Source organism: Actinosynnema sp. CS-041913 (assembly GCF_050942485.1).
Lineage (GTDB): Bacteria > Actinomycetota > Actinomycetes > Mycobacteriales > Pseudonocardiaceae > Actinosynnema.
Map to the genome: position 1 here is coordinate 5,331,149 of NZ_CP192037.1, position 13,676 is coordinate 5,344,824.

The 13,676-nt window shown below is 72.4% G+C and carries 11 protein-coding genes; 6 read left to right on the forward strand and 5 right to left on the reverse strand.

Translation table 11 applies throughout. The features are described 5' to 3' along the window. Positions 1–5: 5 nt before the first annotated feature. Genes ACQPZF_RS24240 through ACQPZF_RS24250 form a run of 3 tightly spaced genes read right to left on the reverse strand, consistent with a single transcriptional unit; the run spans position 6 to position 4,145 of the window. Positions 6–1,682 (reverse strand): beta-ketoacyl synthase N-terminal-like domain-containing protein, encoded by a 1,677-nt coding sequence (locus tag ACQPZF_RS24240; RefSeq protein ID WP_433260478.1) that lies wholly within the window; start codon positions 1,680–1,682, stop codon positions 6–8. 22 nt (positions 1,683–1,704) lie between these two features. Further along, positions 1,705–3,090: a DUF6002 family protein gene (locus ACQPZF_RS24245; protein ID WP_433260480.1), complete on the reverse strand. Its 1,386-nt coding sequence runs from the start codon at positions 3,088–3,090 to the stop codon at positions 1,705–1,707. Then, positions 3,090–4,145, reverse strand: a complete 1,056-nt coding sequence (locus ACQPZF_RS24250) for a hypothetical protein (RefSeq protein ID WP_433260482.1) — start codon at positions 4,143–4,145, stop codon at positions 3,090–3,092. The genes ACQPZF_RS24245 and ACQPZF_RS24250 overlap by 1 nt, the downstream gene beginning before the upstream one ends. Positions 4,146–4,332: 187 nt before the next feature. On the opposite strand from ACQPZF_RS24250, the gene ACQPZF_RS24255 reads away from it, so the two are divergent. From ACQPZF_RS24255 to ACQPZF_RS24270, 4 genes are all read left to right on the forward strand, one after another. Beyond that, positions 4,333–6,465, forward strand: coding sequence for a non-ribosomal peptide synthetase (locus tag ACQPZF_RS24255; protein ID WP_433260484.1), 2,133 nt, complete (start codon positions 4,333–4,335; stop codon positions 6,463–6,465). A 159-nt stretch (positions 6,466–6,624) separates the two neighbouring features. Next, entirely contained in the window at positions 6,625–7,656 is a 1,032-nt protein-coding gene (locus tag ACQPZF_RS24260) for an alpha/beta fold hydrolase (protein ID WP_433260486.1), read from the forward strand. Between the two features lie 56 nt (positions 7,657–7,712). After that, positions 7,713–8,384, forward strand: coding sequence for a DNA alkylation repair protein (locus tag ACQPZF_RS24265; RefSeq protein ID WP_433260488.1), 672 nt, complete (start codon positions 7,713–7,715; stop codon positions 8,382–8,384). A 115-nt stretch (positions 8,385–8,499) separates the two neighbouring features. Beyond that, positions 8,500–9,723, forward strand: a complete 1,224-nt coding sequence (locus ACQPZF_RS24270) for a glycosyltransferase (protein WP_433260490.1) — start codon at positions 8,500–8,502, stop codon at positions 9,721–9,723. Positions 9,724–9,771: 48 nt separating this feature from the next. On the opposite strand, the gene ACQPZF_RS24275 is transcribed toward ACQPZF_RS24270, so the two are convergent. Next, positions 9,772–10,425 carry a response regulator gene (locus ACQPZF_RS24275; RefSeq protein ID WP_433260492.1) on the reverse strand — a complete coding sequence of 218 codons (654 nt, stop codon included), beginning with the start codon at positions 10,423–10,425 and terminating at the stop codon, positions 9,772–9,774. 19 nt (positions 10,426–10,444) lie between these two features. Continuing rightward, complete coding sequence (locus ACQPZF_RS24280; RefSeq protein WP_433260494.1) at positions 10,445–11,668, reverse strand: sensor histidine kinase; 1,224 nt, start codon at positions 11,666–11,668, stop codon at positions 10,445–10,447. Between the two features lie 179 nt (positions 11,669–11,847). Here ACQPZF_RS24280 and ACQPZF_RS24285 point away from each other — a divergent pair, with 179 nt between their 5' ends. Continuing rightward, positions 11,848–12,924, forward strand: a complete 1,077-nt coding sequence (locus tag ACQPZF_RS24285) for an ABC transporter permease (protein WP_433260496.1) — start codon at positions 11,848–11,850, stop codon at positions 12,922–12,924. Further along, complete coding sequence (locus ACQPZF_RS24290) at positions 12,921–13,673, forward strand: ABC transporter ATP-binding protein (RefSeq protein ID WP_433260498.1); 753 nt, start codon at positions 12,921–12,923, stop codon at positions 13,671–13,673. The genes ACQPZF_RS24285 and ACQPZF_RS24290 overlap by 4 nt, the downstream gene beginning before the upstream one ends. The last annotated feature ends 3 nt before the right edge of the window (positions 13,674–13,676 follow it).

Sequence of the window (13,676 nt, forward strand, 5' to 3'; positions counted from 1 at the left end):
CGCGTTCAGGACGACACCTCGATCCAGTGCCGTCGAGGCTGCAACGGGTGGTGCGGCAGGGAAACCACGCGGCCGGCGCTGCCGGGTGTCCGGCTCACATCCGGCCCGGCACTGTCCTCACCGGCATTGTCCTGGTCGGCACTGTCCTCACCGGCACTGTCTCCACCGGCGGCGACCCGGTCGAGCCACGCGATGGCCGAAGGGATGTCGTCGCACGCCGACGCGGCCCGGAACGCGTACCGCTGCCTGCTCGCCAACGTGTGGGCGACGTCGTCCAGCCGCAACCCGGCCTCGGTCGCCAGGTGGGCGCTCAGCCGGGCGGCGAGCAGCCGCAACGCCTCCGGCGTGCGCGCCGAGACCACCAGCGTTTGCGGACCCGAGGGCTCCTCCCGGGGATCGTCCACCGGCGGCTGCTCGACGATCACGTGAGCGTTCGTGCCGCCGAGGCCGAACGAGCTGACCCCGGCCACCCGGTCCGGCCGGTTCCACTCGGTCGTCTTGACCGGCACGAAGAACGGCCCGGCCGCGAAGTCGATCTCCGGGTTCGGCACGTCGTGGTGCAGGGTGGCGGGGATGGTCGCGTTCCGGACGGCGAGCACCGCCTTGATCAACCCGGTGACGCCCGCGGCGGCATCGAGGTTGCCGAGGTTCGTCTTCACCGAGCCGAGCGCGCAGGAGCCCGCGGACGCCCCGAACGCCTGCGTCAGCGCGGCCACTTCGATCGCGTCGCCGACCGGCGTGCCGCTGCCGTGCGCCTCGACATAGCCGATGTCGGCACCCGACAGGGAGTTGCACGCCAGCGCCTCGGTGACGACGGCGACCTGCCCGTCCAGCCCCGGCACGGCGAACCCGGCCCGCGCCGAGCCGTCGTTGTTCACCGCCCAGCCGCGCAGCACCCCGTACACTTGGGCGCCGCGCTCCAACGCGTCCGCGAGCCGTTCCAGCGCCACCACGGCGACACCACTGCCGTAACCGCTGCCCTGCCCGGCCGCGTCGAACGCACGACACCGGCCGTCCGGCGAGACCAGCCCGCCGGGCGTGTGCCGGAAACGCGGCTCGGTGACGCTCACCCCACCGGCCAGCGCCACGTCGCACCGGAAGTCCGCCAAGCTCTGCGCGGCGGTGCACACGGCGACCAGCGAACTGGAACAAGCCGTCTGCACGGCGACCGCGGGCCCGGTGAGGCCCAGCCGGTAAGCCACCTGGGCAGGCAGGTAGTCCGCCGCCCATCGCGTCGCTAACAGTTCTTCCCAGTCCTCCCCCGCCTGCCGCGCGAGCAGCCGGAACAGGAAGTACCGGTTCGCCGAAGCACCCGCGAACACGCCGATCGCGCGCTCGGGATCGGTGGGGTCGACGGCCGCGTCCTGCAACGCCACCCACGACTGTTCGAGAAAGAGCCGCTGCTGGGGATCCATGGCCCGCGCCTCCGACGCGGGCACGTCGAAGAACTCGGCGTCGAAGTCGGCGACACCCGCCAGCCTGCCGTGCCCGCGCACGAGGGCCGGGTCTGCGATCAACGACTCGGCGACGCCGAGCGCCCGCAGTTCCTCGTCCGTGTGGTCGTGCACGGCGTCGACCCCGTCGAGCAGGTTGCGCCACAACGTCGGCACGTCGGGAGCCGCCGGGAACCTCCCGGCCAGCCCCACGACGGCGATCTCGTCCCCGCCGTACTCGTGCTCCATGGGCTTCCCCCACCCCGTCGACTCAGCCGGACACGGCGCGTGCGATGTCCTCCACGGTCAGCACCGGGGTCAGCGCCTCGGCTCCCAACGGCTCGTAGTCGGCCGTCGAGTAGCGGCCCGACCCGTGCACCACGATGTCGCGCCCCTCCTCCACCAGGCCGCGGTCGATCGCGTTGCACACCCCGGTCAGCGCCATCACCAGCGACCACTCGCGCAGCGTGCGCAGGTCGGCGGGCAGCCCGCCGACGTCGCCCAGCAACGCGCGCAGCGCCGGGTACCGGGCGACACACTCAGCCAGCGACACCACGACACCGTCACCCCCGAACGTGGTGATCAGGTCGTTCATCGCGGGCGAGGTGGCCGGCTGGTGGGTGTAGAACGTCGGGTCCAGCACCTCGTGCGGGTCGTAGGTGACCTCCGGGAACCGCGCGTCGGCCGACTGCCGGTACAGCCCGGTCGCCCCGTCGAACCGGTAGTCCGGCCGGTGGGCGTGGTCGAAGTCGCCGTGCCGCAGGTTGACCACCATGTCGGGGGTGCCGAGGTGCTGCACGAGCAGGCTCGCGGGCCGGGTCGTCCGGCTCGCCACGCCCAGGTCCTCCAGCACCGCCCGGCCCTGGTGGTAGCCGAGGAGGCCGAACGCGCTCGACACCGCGTGCGCGTGCAGCCGGGGCGCCGCGCCGTCCGCGTCGGTCGGGTCGACCCGCTGCTCGAAGAACGCCCTGGCCACGTCGGCGGTGAGGTAGTTGCCGAGTTGGAGGGTGAACCAGAGGCGCACGCCGTCCCGGCTCAGGGCCGCGGCGTGCCGGTCGACGAACTCCCGGCCCAGCGGCTTGACGCCTTCCGCGTCCGGACCCCCGTAGAGCAGCACGGGGTTGAGCGCCCGCAGGCGCTCGTCGTCGGACAGCCTGCTCGCGCGCAGCTTCGGCCGGCACGACTCGGGCGCGAGCACGGCCACCCGTAGCTGCTCCGGCTCGACCAGCCCGGCGTCGATCGCCCGCAGCACGGCGTCCCGCAGCGCCACGCCCTTGTTCGCCGACGTCGGCGAGAAGATCATGACGCGTTCGCCGGTCCGGCGGATGTACTCGACCGCCCTCGCCACGATCAGCAGCGACGCGAACGTCTTGGTGGTGCCGGTGCCGGGGTTGCCGGTCAGGTCGAGCAACGTCAGCCGGTGACCGCCGTACTCCCCGAACGGCAGCCAACCGGCGGTCGCCACCGATAAGAAGTCCCGGACGGCCTCGTCCAGTTCGGGCAGCGCGTAGCCGGGCGAGAAGGCGGCCGGGTCGGCGACGACCGGGCCCCGGTCGGGCACGCACCGTTCGATCGCGCGCGGCAGGAGGTCGTAGAAGTCGACCAACAGGTTCGCGGTGCCACTCGGCGCGGGCGCCGTCGTCGCGGAATTCGGCATCAGACCGGCATCTCCACTCCACCCCGGCGCTGCGCGAGCGGTTCGCCGCGCAGTCGCTCCCTCAATGCGTCCAACCGAGCAGTGGCCGCGGGCAGGTCGCCGACGTCGAACCCTTCGGCGAACCCGGGCAGGAACTCCGCGACGGCCGGGCCGAAGACCACGCGGTCGCCGTCGACCACGACGCCGTCGGCGACCGCGGCCCGCTGGTTGAAGGCGACCGCCTCGGCCCGGCTCACCCCGGCCGGCAGGCGCAGCTCGATGTCCTTTCCGGCCACCCGGACCGGGTAGCCGCCGGGCAGCCCCAGCGGGCCCGGCAGGTTCGTCTCGACCGGCGTCCCGGACAGCACCGCGTCCAGCAGCACGGCGGCGGCGAACCCGGTGATCTGGTTCAGCTCGGTGCGTTCGGCACTCCGCTGCGCGACGAGCAGGTCGGCGGGCGCGGTGACCGGCTCGTCGTCGCACCACACCCGGACCTCTTCGCGGCCCTCGGCAGGCTCGTGCAGGTGGACGTGGTGGGCGAGCATCCGCAGCCGGGTCTGGTCGGGCAGCCCGAGCGCGGCCTGCGCGCTGGCGGCCAGCAGCGCGATGTTGCCGACGCCGCACAGCACGGGCACGCCGAGCGCGGCGAGCAGCGGGTTCACCGCGTCCGGGAAGCACCCGTTGATCAGCCACGACCGCTCGGGCAGCGCGCGGCCGACCCGCAGCGCGAGTTCCGCCTGGAACGGCAGCGTGATCCCGAAGCCGGCGCGCCCGACGAGCGCGGTCCACGCCGAGGGCGCGGTCAGCCGTTCCCACGGTGACTGGCTCGACGCGCACACCAGCGCCCCGTCGACGTCGGCCACCGGCCGCTCCACGTCACCGACGAACGGCGTGAAGGCGACACCGGCACGTCCGCCGGAGGCCGCGCGGGCGTTCGCGATGTAGCAGAGCTGCTCGGTCTTGCCGGCGCTCCGGCCGATCACGACCACTTCGACGGACGTGGTCGCGACCGCGGCCAACGAGTAGCAGACGGCACGTGCCAAATCTCCGGTGCCGACGACGGCGATCTTGTGCACAGGCGCGCTCCCCCCAGCAGCGTCGCGCTCTCCCCAGAGCCCCCAGCGCCACGTCTGACCGGGACGAACACCGGTGTTCGTGGCCTGGTGACGGATGCTACATACCGTCGGCCTGCGCTGAAAGGGTTCTTCTTCACAATCGTTCACAGGTACGCTCCCGACCGGTTGCACGGAGTTGGGGGGCTCGATGACGACCACGGAAATCGCGGCGGCGCTGGCCGTGCTGCGCTGCTACAGCGGTTCGGCGCAGGCGCGCCTGCTGGCACCCGGCGCGGCGGCAGGGGCTCCCGACGACCTCACCGGCATCCCGCACGAGGCACGACTGGTGGTCGTCGACGGCCGGCCGCGACTGGAGTTCGACGGTGTCGAGGTGCCGGAGCCGTTCGCCCGGTGCATGGCCGAAGACCTCGTCACGGCGCTCGACCGGCTGCGCGCCGACCCGACCGCGGACCCGCTGCCCGAGCCGGCCGCGGCACGGTTGGCGCCACCCGCGCCGCCGCCCGGCGGGAACGTCGACCGGTCCATCCCGGAGGCGTTCTGGGAGCAGGTGGACCGGTCCCCCGAGCGGCCGGCGGTGATCGGCGACGACGCCACGCTGAGCTACCGGGAGCTGGGCGAACGGGTGGCCGGCTGCGCGACGCTGTTACGGGACACCGAACCCGGCAGCCGGGTCGGCCTGCTGCTGGACCACGGCCCCGACACGGTCACCGCCATCCTGGCCACGCTCGCCGTGGGCGGGGTGTACGTGCCGCTCGACCCGCGCTACCCGGCGCCGCGGCTCGCGGCGATGGTCGCCCAGGCCGAGGTGTCGGTGATCCTGACCAGCGCGGCGCACCGCACGCTCGCCGCCGGCTACGGCACCCCGGTCCTGGACATCGCCGACGCGCCGCCGTCCGCGCACCGCCCGACCCGCACGCCGCCCGCTCCCGACGCGCCCGCCTACATCCTGCACACCAGTGGTTCCACCGGGGTGCCCAAGGGTGTCGCGCAGACCCACCGCAACGTGCTGCACCAGGTCCGCCTGCACCACGACAACTTGCGGATCACGGCGGACGACCGGATCAGCGTGGTGTCCTCGTTCGGCTTCGACATGGCCGTCACCGACATGTTCTCGGCGGTGCTCACCGGCGCGTGCTGCGTGCCGGTCGACGTCCGCGCGCTTGGGCTGGTCGGCCTCGCCAACGCGCTGCGCGGGCACGGCGTGACGATCTACCACTCCACGCCGACGGTGTTCCGGTACCTCGCCGACTGCCTGGCCGGCGCGGTGCTGCCGCACCTGCGCGTGGTCGTCCTCGGCGGTGAACCGGTCACCCACGCCGATCTCGACCGCTGCCGCGAACACCTGCCGCCGCACGGTGTGCTCGTCAACGGCTACGGCGCGACGGAGATCAGCTTCGCGGTGCAGAACCACCTGCCGTTGAGCGCCGGAAGTCCCGAGCCGCACGGGGTCCTGCCCATCGGGCGGCCACTGCACGGGGCGCGGATCGGCCTGGTCGCCCCGGACGGCACGCCGTCCGCCATCGCCGGCGAGATCATGATCAGCAGCGACTACCTGGGGTCCTACTGGGACGGTCCGGACGAGGAGCGGTCGCGGTTCGACACCGACCACGAGGGCGTCCGCCGCTACCGCACCGGCGACCTCGCCCGGCGGCTGCCCGACGGCAGCCTGGTGTACCTGGGACGACGCGACCGGCAGGTCAAGGTGCGCGGCTACCGGGTCGAACCCGGCGAGGTGGAACTGGCGCTGGGCCGGGTTCCGGGCGTGGCGAGGGCCGTCGTCGTCGCGGACCGCCGGGACGACGAACACCTGTTGCGCGCGTTCGTCACCAACGGAGGCCGGGACGCGTTGCGGCCGAACGAAGTGCGCGATGCCGTGGCCCGCCTGCTGCCCGACTACCTGGTGCCCACCACGCTGGACGTCGTGCCGGACCTCCCGCTGACCCCGACCGGCAAGGTCGACGCCGGTGCCTTGCTGGAGCGCTACCCGCTGCGCTCCCCCGGCGCGGTCGAACCGGCCGTCGCCGGTCTCGAAGGCCGGATCACCGCGGTCTGGTCCGACGTGCTGGGACGAGGCGACATCGGCCCGAACGACCGCTTCTTCGACATCGGCGGTCACTCACTGCTGGCCGCGACCGTGCACCACCGCCTGGTGGAGAGCCTGGACCGGACCTTCCCGCTGACCGCGCTCTACGCCCACCCCACCGTCGCCGAGTTGGCCGAATACCTGCGCACCGGCACCACTTCGGACACCACCACCCCGATCACGGACCGCATGGCCCGCCGCCGCCTCGACCGCGCCCGACGCGACAGGCGCCGCTGACCGGCCGCAGTCCACACAAGACAGCGGCAGAACACGTTCACGGCGCACGATGATCCGACAAGTCTGGCTACTTCGGACCCGATGAGGCAGATTCTCCCCATGTGGTGTCGCCGGGCCGGCGACACCACAGCCGGACTGCCCCGGACCGAAGGGACCACCGTGACCGAAACCCAGTACCACGACCTCGGTGATTTCACGTTGCAGCACGGCGCGACCCTGCGCGGCGCGCGGCTGGCCTACGCGACCTACGGAACGCTCAACGCCGAGAAGTCCAACGCCGTCGTGTACCCGACGTGGTACTCCGGCCGCCACTGGGACAACGAGTGGCTCATCGGCGCGGGTATGGCGCTCGACCCCGACAAGTACTTCGTCATCGTCCCGAACATGCTGGGCAACGGCCTGTCCAGCTCACCGAGCAACACCACCGGCGGCTACGGCGGCCCCCGCTTCCCCCACGTGACGTTCCACGACCAGGTCCGCGCGCAGCACGACCTGGTGACGCGGCACTTCGGCATCGAACGCCTGGCGCTGGTCACCGGCTGGTCGATGGGCGCGGGCCAGACCTACCAATGGGCGGTCAGCCACCCGGAGATGGTCGAGCGCATCGCCCCGTTCTGCGGCTCGTCGGTGACCAGCACCCACAACAAGGTGTTCCTGGAAGGCGTGAAAGCGGCCCTGACCGCCGACTCCGCCTTCGACGGGGGCTGGTACGGCGACACCGTGCCCGTCGTCGGCCTGCGGGCCTGCGCCCGCGTCTACGCCGGGTGGGGCTTCTCGCAGGCGTTCTACTGGGAGAAGGAGTACCAGAAGCTCGGGTACACGTCGCTGGAGGACTTCCTGGTGGACTTCTGGGAGGGCTTCTTCCTGGACGGCCGTGATCCCAACAACCTGCTGTCCATGCTGTGGACGTGGCAGAACGGCGACGTCGGGAAGACCCCCGGCTTCGCCGGCGACACCGTGGCGGCGCTGGGCTCGATCCGCGCCACGGCCATCGTGCTCCCGGCGGAGAAGGACCTGTACTTCCCGCCGGAGGACGAGGCGTGGGCGGTGAGTCACATGGCCAACGCCGAACTGCGGGTCATCCCCGGGATCTGGGGCCACTTCGCCGGACACGGCAGCAACGACCCCGACACCGAATTCATCGACACCGCCTTGCGCGAACTGCTCGCCCGCCCCGGCGGCCTCGACTGACTTGCGCCTGCGGGCGGATTCGGACCAGGTTGACGCTCACATGAACGGAGGCGGAGTTGGCTGAGACGACGGTGGCCGAGGTGATGGCCGAACTGGCCGCGCTGGAGGACCCGAAGGCACGCGCGGTGAACGAGAAGCACGGTGACGATCACGGGGTGAACCTCGGCAAGCTGCGGGCGGTCGCGAAGCGGCTGAAGACACAGCAGGAACTCTCACGCCGACTGTGGGAGACGGGCGACACCGCGGCGCGACTGCTGTCGCTCCTGATCTGCCGCCCGAAGGCGTTCGAGCGTGCCGAGTTGGACGCCATGCTGCGCGAGGCGCGCACCCCCAAGGTGCACGACTGGCTGGTGAACTACGTGGTGAAGAAGAGCCCGCACGCCGAGGAGCTGCGGGTGGCCTGGTTCGCCGATCCCGATCCGGTGGTGGCGAGTGCGGGCTGGGCGCTGACCACCGAACGCGTGGCGAAGAAACCGGAGGGCCTGGACCTCGCGGGACTGCTCGACATCGTCGAAGCGGAGATGAAAGACGCCCCGGATCGCCTGCAATGGGCGATGAACAACTGCCTGGCCCAGATCGGGATCGACCACGCCGGGCACCGCTCCCGCGCGATCGACATCGGGGAACGGCTGGAAGTGCTCAAAGACTACCCGACTCCACCGAACTGCACGTCCCCGTTCGCGCCCATCTGGATCACCGAGATGGTGCGCCGACAGCACGCCGAATAGGCATCTCCTTGCCCCCTTCAATTTATAGCGGACCCCGGGGCTTGCGGCAAGACCCGGGTCGTACCCCAGAATTGCCGGCCGAAAGCCGATACCTGGGGAAATTGGGGGATTTGAGATGCGTGTGCTGTTGACGACGTGGGGATCGCGCGGGGACGTCGAACCGTTGGTGGGGCTCGCGGTGGCGTTGCGGGAACTCGGCGCGGAGGCGCTGGTGTGCGCGCCTCCGGACGAGGATTTCCGGACGCTGCCGGCGCGTGTCGGCGTGCCGCTGGTGCCGCTCGGCCCGACGGTGCGCTCGGTGGTCGCCGGCACGAAGCCGCCGACGGCGGAGGACGCGTTCCGGCTCGCTCGCGAACTGGTCGCCGCGCGGTTCGACACGCTCGGCGCGGCGGCCGAGGGATGTGACGCGCTGGTGGCGGGCGGCCTGATGCCGGCCGGCGCACGGGACGTGGCCGAGAAACTGGGCATCCGCTACGTGTACGCGTGCTTCCAGCTCTTCGGACTGCCGTCGCGGCACTTCGCCCCGGGGGCGCGGCCGGGCAGGCAGTCCCCGCGGGAGACCGACAACCGGGCGCTGTGGGAGCAGGACGCCCAGCGGGTGAACGGCCTGTACCGCGCGGCGCTCAACAGCCATCGGGCGGCGATCGGCCTGCCGCCGGTGGACAACGTCCGCGACCACGTCTTCACCGACCGGCCGTGGCTGGCGGCGGACGAGACGCTGAGCCCGTGGGAGGGCATGACGGACCTCGACCTCGTGCACACCGGGGCGTGGGTCCTGCCCGACGACCGTCCGCTCCCGGACGGGCTGGAGGCGTTCCTGGACGCCGGCACGCCACCGGTGTACGTGGGCTTCGGCAGCATGGCCGCGTACGCCCCGAAGGACGTCGCCAGGGTGTCCATCGAGGCGATCCGCGCGCAGGGCCGCCGGGTCCTCCTCGCCCGCGGGTGGGCCGGACTGGCCCCGATCGACGACGCCGACGACTGCTTCGTCGTCGGCGAGGTAAACCAGCAGGCGCTGTTCCACAGGGTGGCCGCCGTCGTGCACCACGGCGGCGCGGGCACCACCACGACGACCGCACGAGCCGGCGCGCCCCAGGTCGTGGTGCCCCAGATCGCGGACCAGCCGTACTGGGCCGCCCGGGTGGCCGAGCTGGGCATCGGCGTGGCACACGAGGGCTCGACGCCGACCTTCGACTCCCTGTACGCCGCGCTCGGCACGGCCTTGGCCCCCGAGACCCGGGCGCGGGCCGAGGCCGTGGCCGGCACGATCCAGGTCGACGGGGCGACGGTGGCCGCGAAACTGCTCCTCGACGCAGTGGGCCGCCGACAGACCGGGTGAACCACCGGGAATCGGCACCCCGGTTCCGAGGGTGCCGATTGATCCTGGTCAGCGTCGGATGACGCCGAGGTCGGTGGCGGTCGCGACGGCCGCGGTGCGGGAGTTGACGCCGAGTTTGGTGTAGATGCGGGCCAGGTGGGATTTGACGGTGCCTTCGGTGAGGTGGAGACGGGCGCCGACGGCCTGGTTGGACAGGCCGTCGGCGACCAGGGCCAGGACTTCGGCTTCGCGGCGGGTGAGGCCGGTGCCGGGGGTGCGCAGGCGGTTTATGAGCCGGTCCGCGACGGCGGGGGCGAGGGCGGTGTGGCCTGCGGCGGCGGCGCGCACCGCGGCGGCGAGGTCCTCGGGTGGCGCGTCCTTGAGGAGGTAGCCGGTGGCGCCCGCTTCGATGGCGGGCAGGGTGTCGGCGTCGGTGTCGTAGGTGGTGATGACCACGACTCGGGGCGCGCCGGGACGGGCGGTGATCGCGGCGGTGGCTTCGGCCCCGGTCATGCCGCCGTTGAACCGCAGGTCCATCAGGACGACGTCGATCTCGCCACCGGTGGCGAGGGCGACGGCCTCTTCGGCGGTGGCGGCCTCGGCCACGATCACGAGGTCGGGTTCGGTTTCCAACACGGCCCGCAGTCCGGCGCGCACCACGGGGTGGTCGTCGGCGAGCAGGAGGCGGATGGGGGTGCCCGGCCGGTCCCCGGTGTCGTTCACGGCCTGTCCTCGGTGTCGTTCACGATCCATCCCCGATGTCGCTTCCGGCGGTGGGCGGGGTGACGGGCAGCCGTGCGGCCAGGGCGGTGCCGCGGCCCTCGGCGGTCTCGATGGTGAAGGTGCCGCCGAGGGCCTGCGTCCGTGCGCGCATGGCCGCCAGTCCGAAGCCGCCGGTGTCCGGGTCGGGGGCAGGGAGGCGTCCGGGGTCGAAGCCACTGCCGTCGTCGACGACGTCCACGGCGACGTGGTCGTCGAGGTAGCTGAGGGTGACGTCGGCGGTGCGGGATCGGGCGTGGCGGACGGTGTTGGCCAGGGCCGACTGGGCGATGCGCAGGAGGGCGACCTCGTGCGCGGTGGGCAACGGCGCGGGATCGCCGGTGAGGTGGAAGCGGGCGGTGAGCCGGTGGCGGGTGGAGGTGGTGGCGCACAGGCGTTCCAGCGCGTCGGCCAGGGTGGACTCCGCCAGCGCGGGTGGGGCGAGCGCGGCGACGAAGCGGCGGGCCTCGGCGAGGTTGTCCACCGCTGACTGCCGGGCCTGGTCGACGTAGCCCGCGGCCTTCCCGGGCTGGTCGGGCAGGGCTCGTTCGGCCGCGCGCAGCAGGAGCTGGATGCTGGACAGCCCCTGGGCCAGGGTGTCGTGGATCTCCCGCGCCAGGCGTTCGCGTTCGCTCAGCACGCCCGCGGTGTGCTCGGCCTTCGCCAGGTCGGCGCGGGTGGCGGTGAGTTCGTCGATGAGCACGCGCCGTCGTTCGCTCTCCCGGTAGAGGGCCTGGTAACCCCACACCACCGCGACCGCCACCGCGGCGCCGAGGGCGGGGCCGATCGCGGTGGCCGGGGTGAAGGCGCCGGTGTGCGCGGCGAAACCGGTGATCGCGGCCACCGCGGTGGCCGCCACCGCGGCCAGTCCCACGCGGCGCGACAACAGGTGGAGCTGGAGGAAGTACAGCGGGAAGGCGAGCCACACCGCGTCGGCGGACAGGACCAGCAGCGCCACCCACGCCCCGCTGACGACGGCCGACCACACCGCCGCGCCGCGCCGGGACGTGCGCACGCTCGGCAAGAGCGGGCCCGCCGCGTACACGGACCCCAAGGCCGCAGCGAGCGCGAGGACGGCGGTGGCGTCCGCCGCCCCGCCGATCACGGCCCGGCCCGCGGTGAGCACGAGCAGGCAGGCGAACAGCAGGTGCAGGCACCAGGTCAGCACCCGGCTGGTCGGCGTAGGAGCGGTCGAGTCCACAGTCATCCCAGCTTAGGCGCGCCGCCGGAGGTCGGCCTCTGTCGAAAGTGACAACCCCCGGGTCTCCTTTCGAGCCGTCGAGTGCCGTCCTGCGCCAGATGTCCGGCGCCTACGACATGGTCGACAGTGGCGTCATACCGCCCATCACGCCACACCTCCCACCACGTCGGAAGGCAGCTCACGCCGTGTTCGTCGCCCTGAGAGACCTGAAGTTCGCCAAGGGCCGCTTCGCCCTGATGGGCACCGTCATCGTGCTCATCACCCTGTTGGTGGGCCTGCTGTCCGGGCTGACCGCGGGCCTCGCGCACCAGAACGTGTCCGCGATCACCGACCTGCCCGTGGACCGGATCTCGTTCACCGCGCCCACGGAGGGTCAGGACCCGTCCTACTCGGACTCCGCCGTCACCGAAGCGCAGTGGCGGCAGTGGTCCGCCACCCCAGGCGTGCTCTCGGCCGAACCCCTTGGCATCACCACGACCAAGGCCACCGCGGACGCCCGGAGCGTGGCGGTCTCGCTCTTCGGCGTGCGGCCCGGGTCAGCCCTCGCCCCGGACGGGGACGCGATCGACGACCGGTCGGTGACCCTGTCCTCCCCCGCCGCCGACGACCTCGGCGTCACGACCGGCGACACCGTCACCCTCGCCGGACGGGACCTGACCGTCACCACAGTGCGTGGCGAGGCCTACTTCAGCCACACCCCGGTCGTGTGGACCAGCCTCGCCACGTGGCGGCACACCGCACCACCCGCTACGGGCGACATGACGGTCATCGCACTGAAGACCACCTCGGACACCGACCTGGCAGCCGCCGACGCCGCGGCGGGCACCCGGACCGTCGCCAAGGACGACTCGCTGCCCGCCATCGGCTCCTACAGCTCGGAGAACGGCTCGCTGCAACTCATGCGCGGCTTCCTGTTCGCCATCTCCGCGCTGGTCATCGGTGCGTTCTTCACCGTCTGGACCATCCAGCGCAGCGCCGACATCGCCATCCTCAAGGCGCTCGGCGCCCCCACCGCCACCCTGCTGCGCGACGCACTGGGCCAAGCCCTGGTCCTCCTGCTGGGCGGGACGCTCGTCGGCACGGTCCTCGCCGCCACCACCGGAGCGCTGGTCGCCGGCGGCGCCGTGCCCTTCCTGCTCGATCCCGCGACCGTCCTCACCCCGGCCGCCACCACGATCCTGCTCGGCACGCTGGGCGCCGCGCTGGCGGTCCGCCGCATCACCGCCGTCGACCCGCTGACCGCATTGGGGAGCGCCCGATGAGCCTGTCCCTGACCGACGTCACCCTCACCTACCCCGACGGGGACACCCGTCTGACCGCCCTGGACCACGTCACGCTCGACGTGCCCAAGGGCACCATGACCGCGGTGACCGGCCCCTCCGGTTCGGGCAAGTCCAGCCTGCTCGCCGTGGCCGCCACCCTCATCACCCCGGACTCCGGCACCGTCACCGTCGACGGCGCCACCACCACCGGCATGAACCGCGGCCAACTCACCGACCTGCGCCGCCACCGGATCGGCATCGTCTTCCAGCAACCGAACCTGCTGCCCGCGCTCACCGCCGCCGAACAACTCCAGGTGATGGCACAGATCGCCGGCCACCAGCCCGCCAAGGCCAGGCGCCGGGCGCTGGACCTGCTTGCCGTGGTCGGCCTCGCGGACCGGGCCGACCACCGTCCGCACCAACTCTCCGGCGGCCAACGCCAACGCGTCAACATCGCCCGCGCCCTGATGAACAACCCCACGGTGCTGCTGGTCGACGAACCCACCAGCGCCCTGGACCACGACCGAGGCGCCGCGGTGATCGACCTCATCACCCACCTGACCCACCGACAGGCGACGGCCACCGTCCTGGTCACCCACGACCGGAGCCACCTGACCGCCGTCGACCACCTCGCCGAGATCCACGACGGCCGTCTCCAGCAGGCGACTCCGCCCTTGCGCGGCCGGGCATCCACTCGTAGTGGTGAACCAACCCCGCTGCGGACGGTCGACGAGGGCGGATGTTCGTAGAGT

Coding starts and splice junctions, on each gene's coding strand:
- ACQPZF_RS24290 (WP_433260498.1), top strand. CDS start 12,921: ATGAGCCTGTCCCTGACCGACGTCACCCTCACCTACCCCGACGGGGAC.
- ACQPZF_RS24255 (WP_433260484.1), top strand. CDS start 4,333: ATGACGACCACGGAAATCGCGGCGGCGCTGGCCGTGCTGCGCTGCTAC.
- ACQPZF_RS24240 (WP_433260478.1), bottom strand. CDS start 1,682: ATGGAGCACGAGTACGGCGGGGACGAGATCGCCGTCGTGGGGCTGGCC.
- ACQPZF_RS24280 (WP_433260494.1), bottom strand. CDS start 11,668: ATGACTGTGGACTCGACCGCTCCTACGCCGACCAGCCGGGTGCTGACC.
- ACQPZF_RS24245 (WP_433260480.1), bottom strand. CDS start 3,090: ATGCCGAATTCCGCGACGACGGCGCCCGCGCCGAGTGGCACCGCGAAC.
- ACQPZF_RS24270 (WP_433260490.1), top strand. CDS start 8,500: ATGCGTGTGCTGTTGACGACGTGGGGATCGCGCGGGGACGTCGAACCG.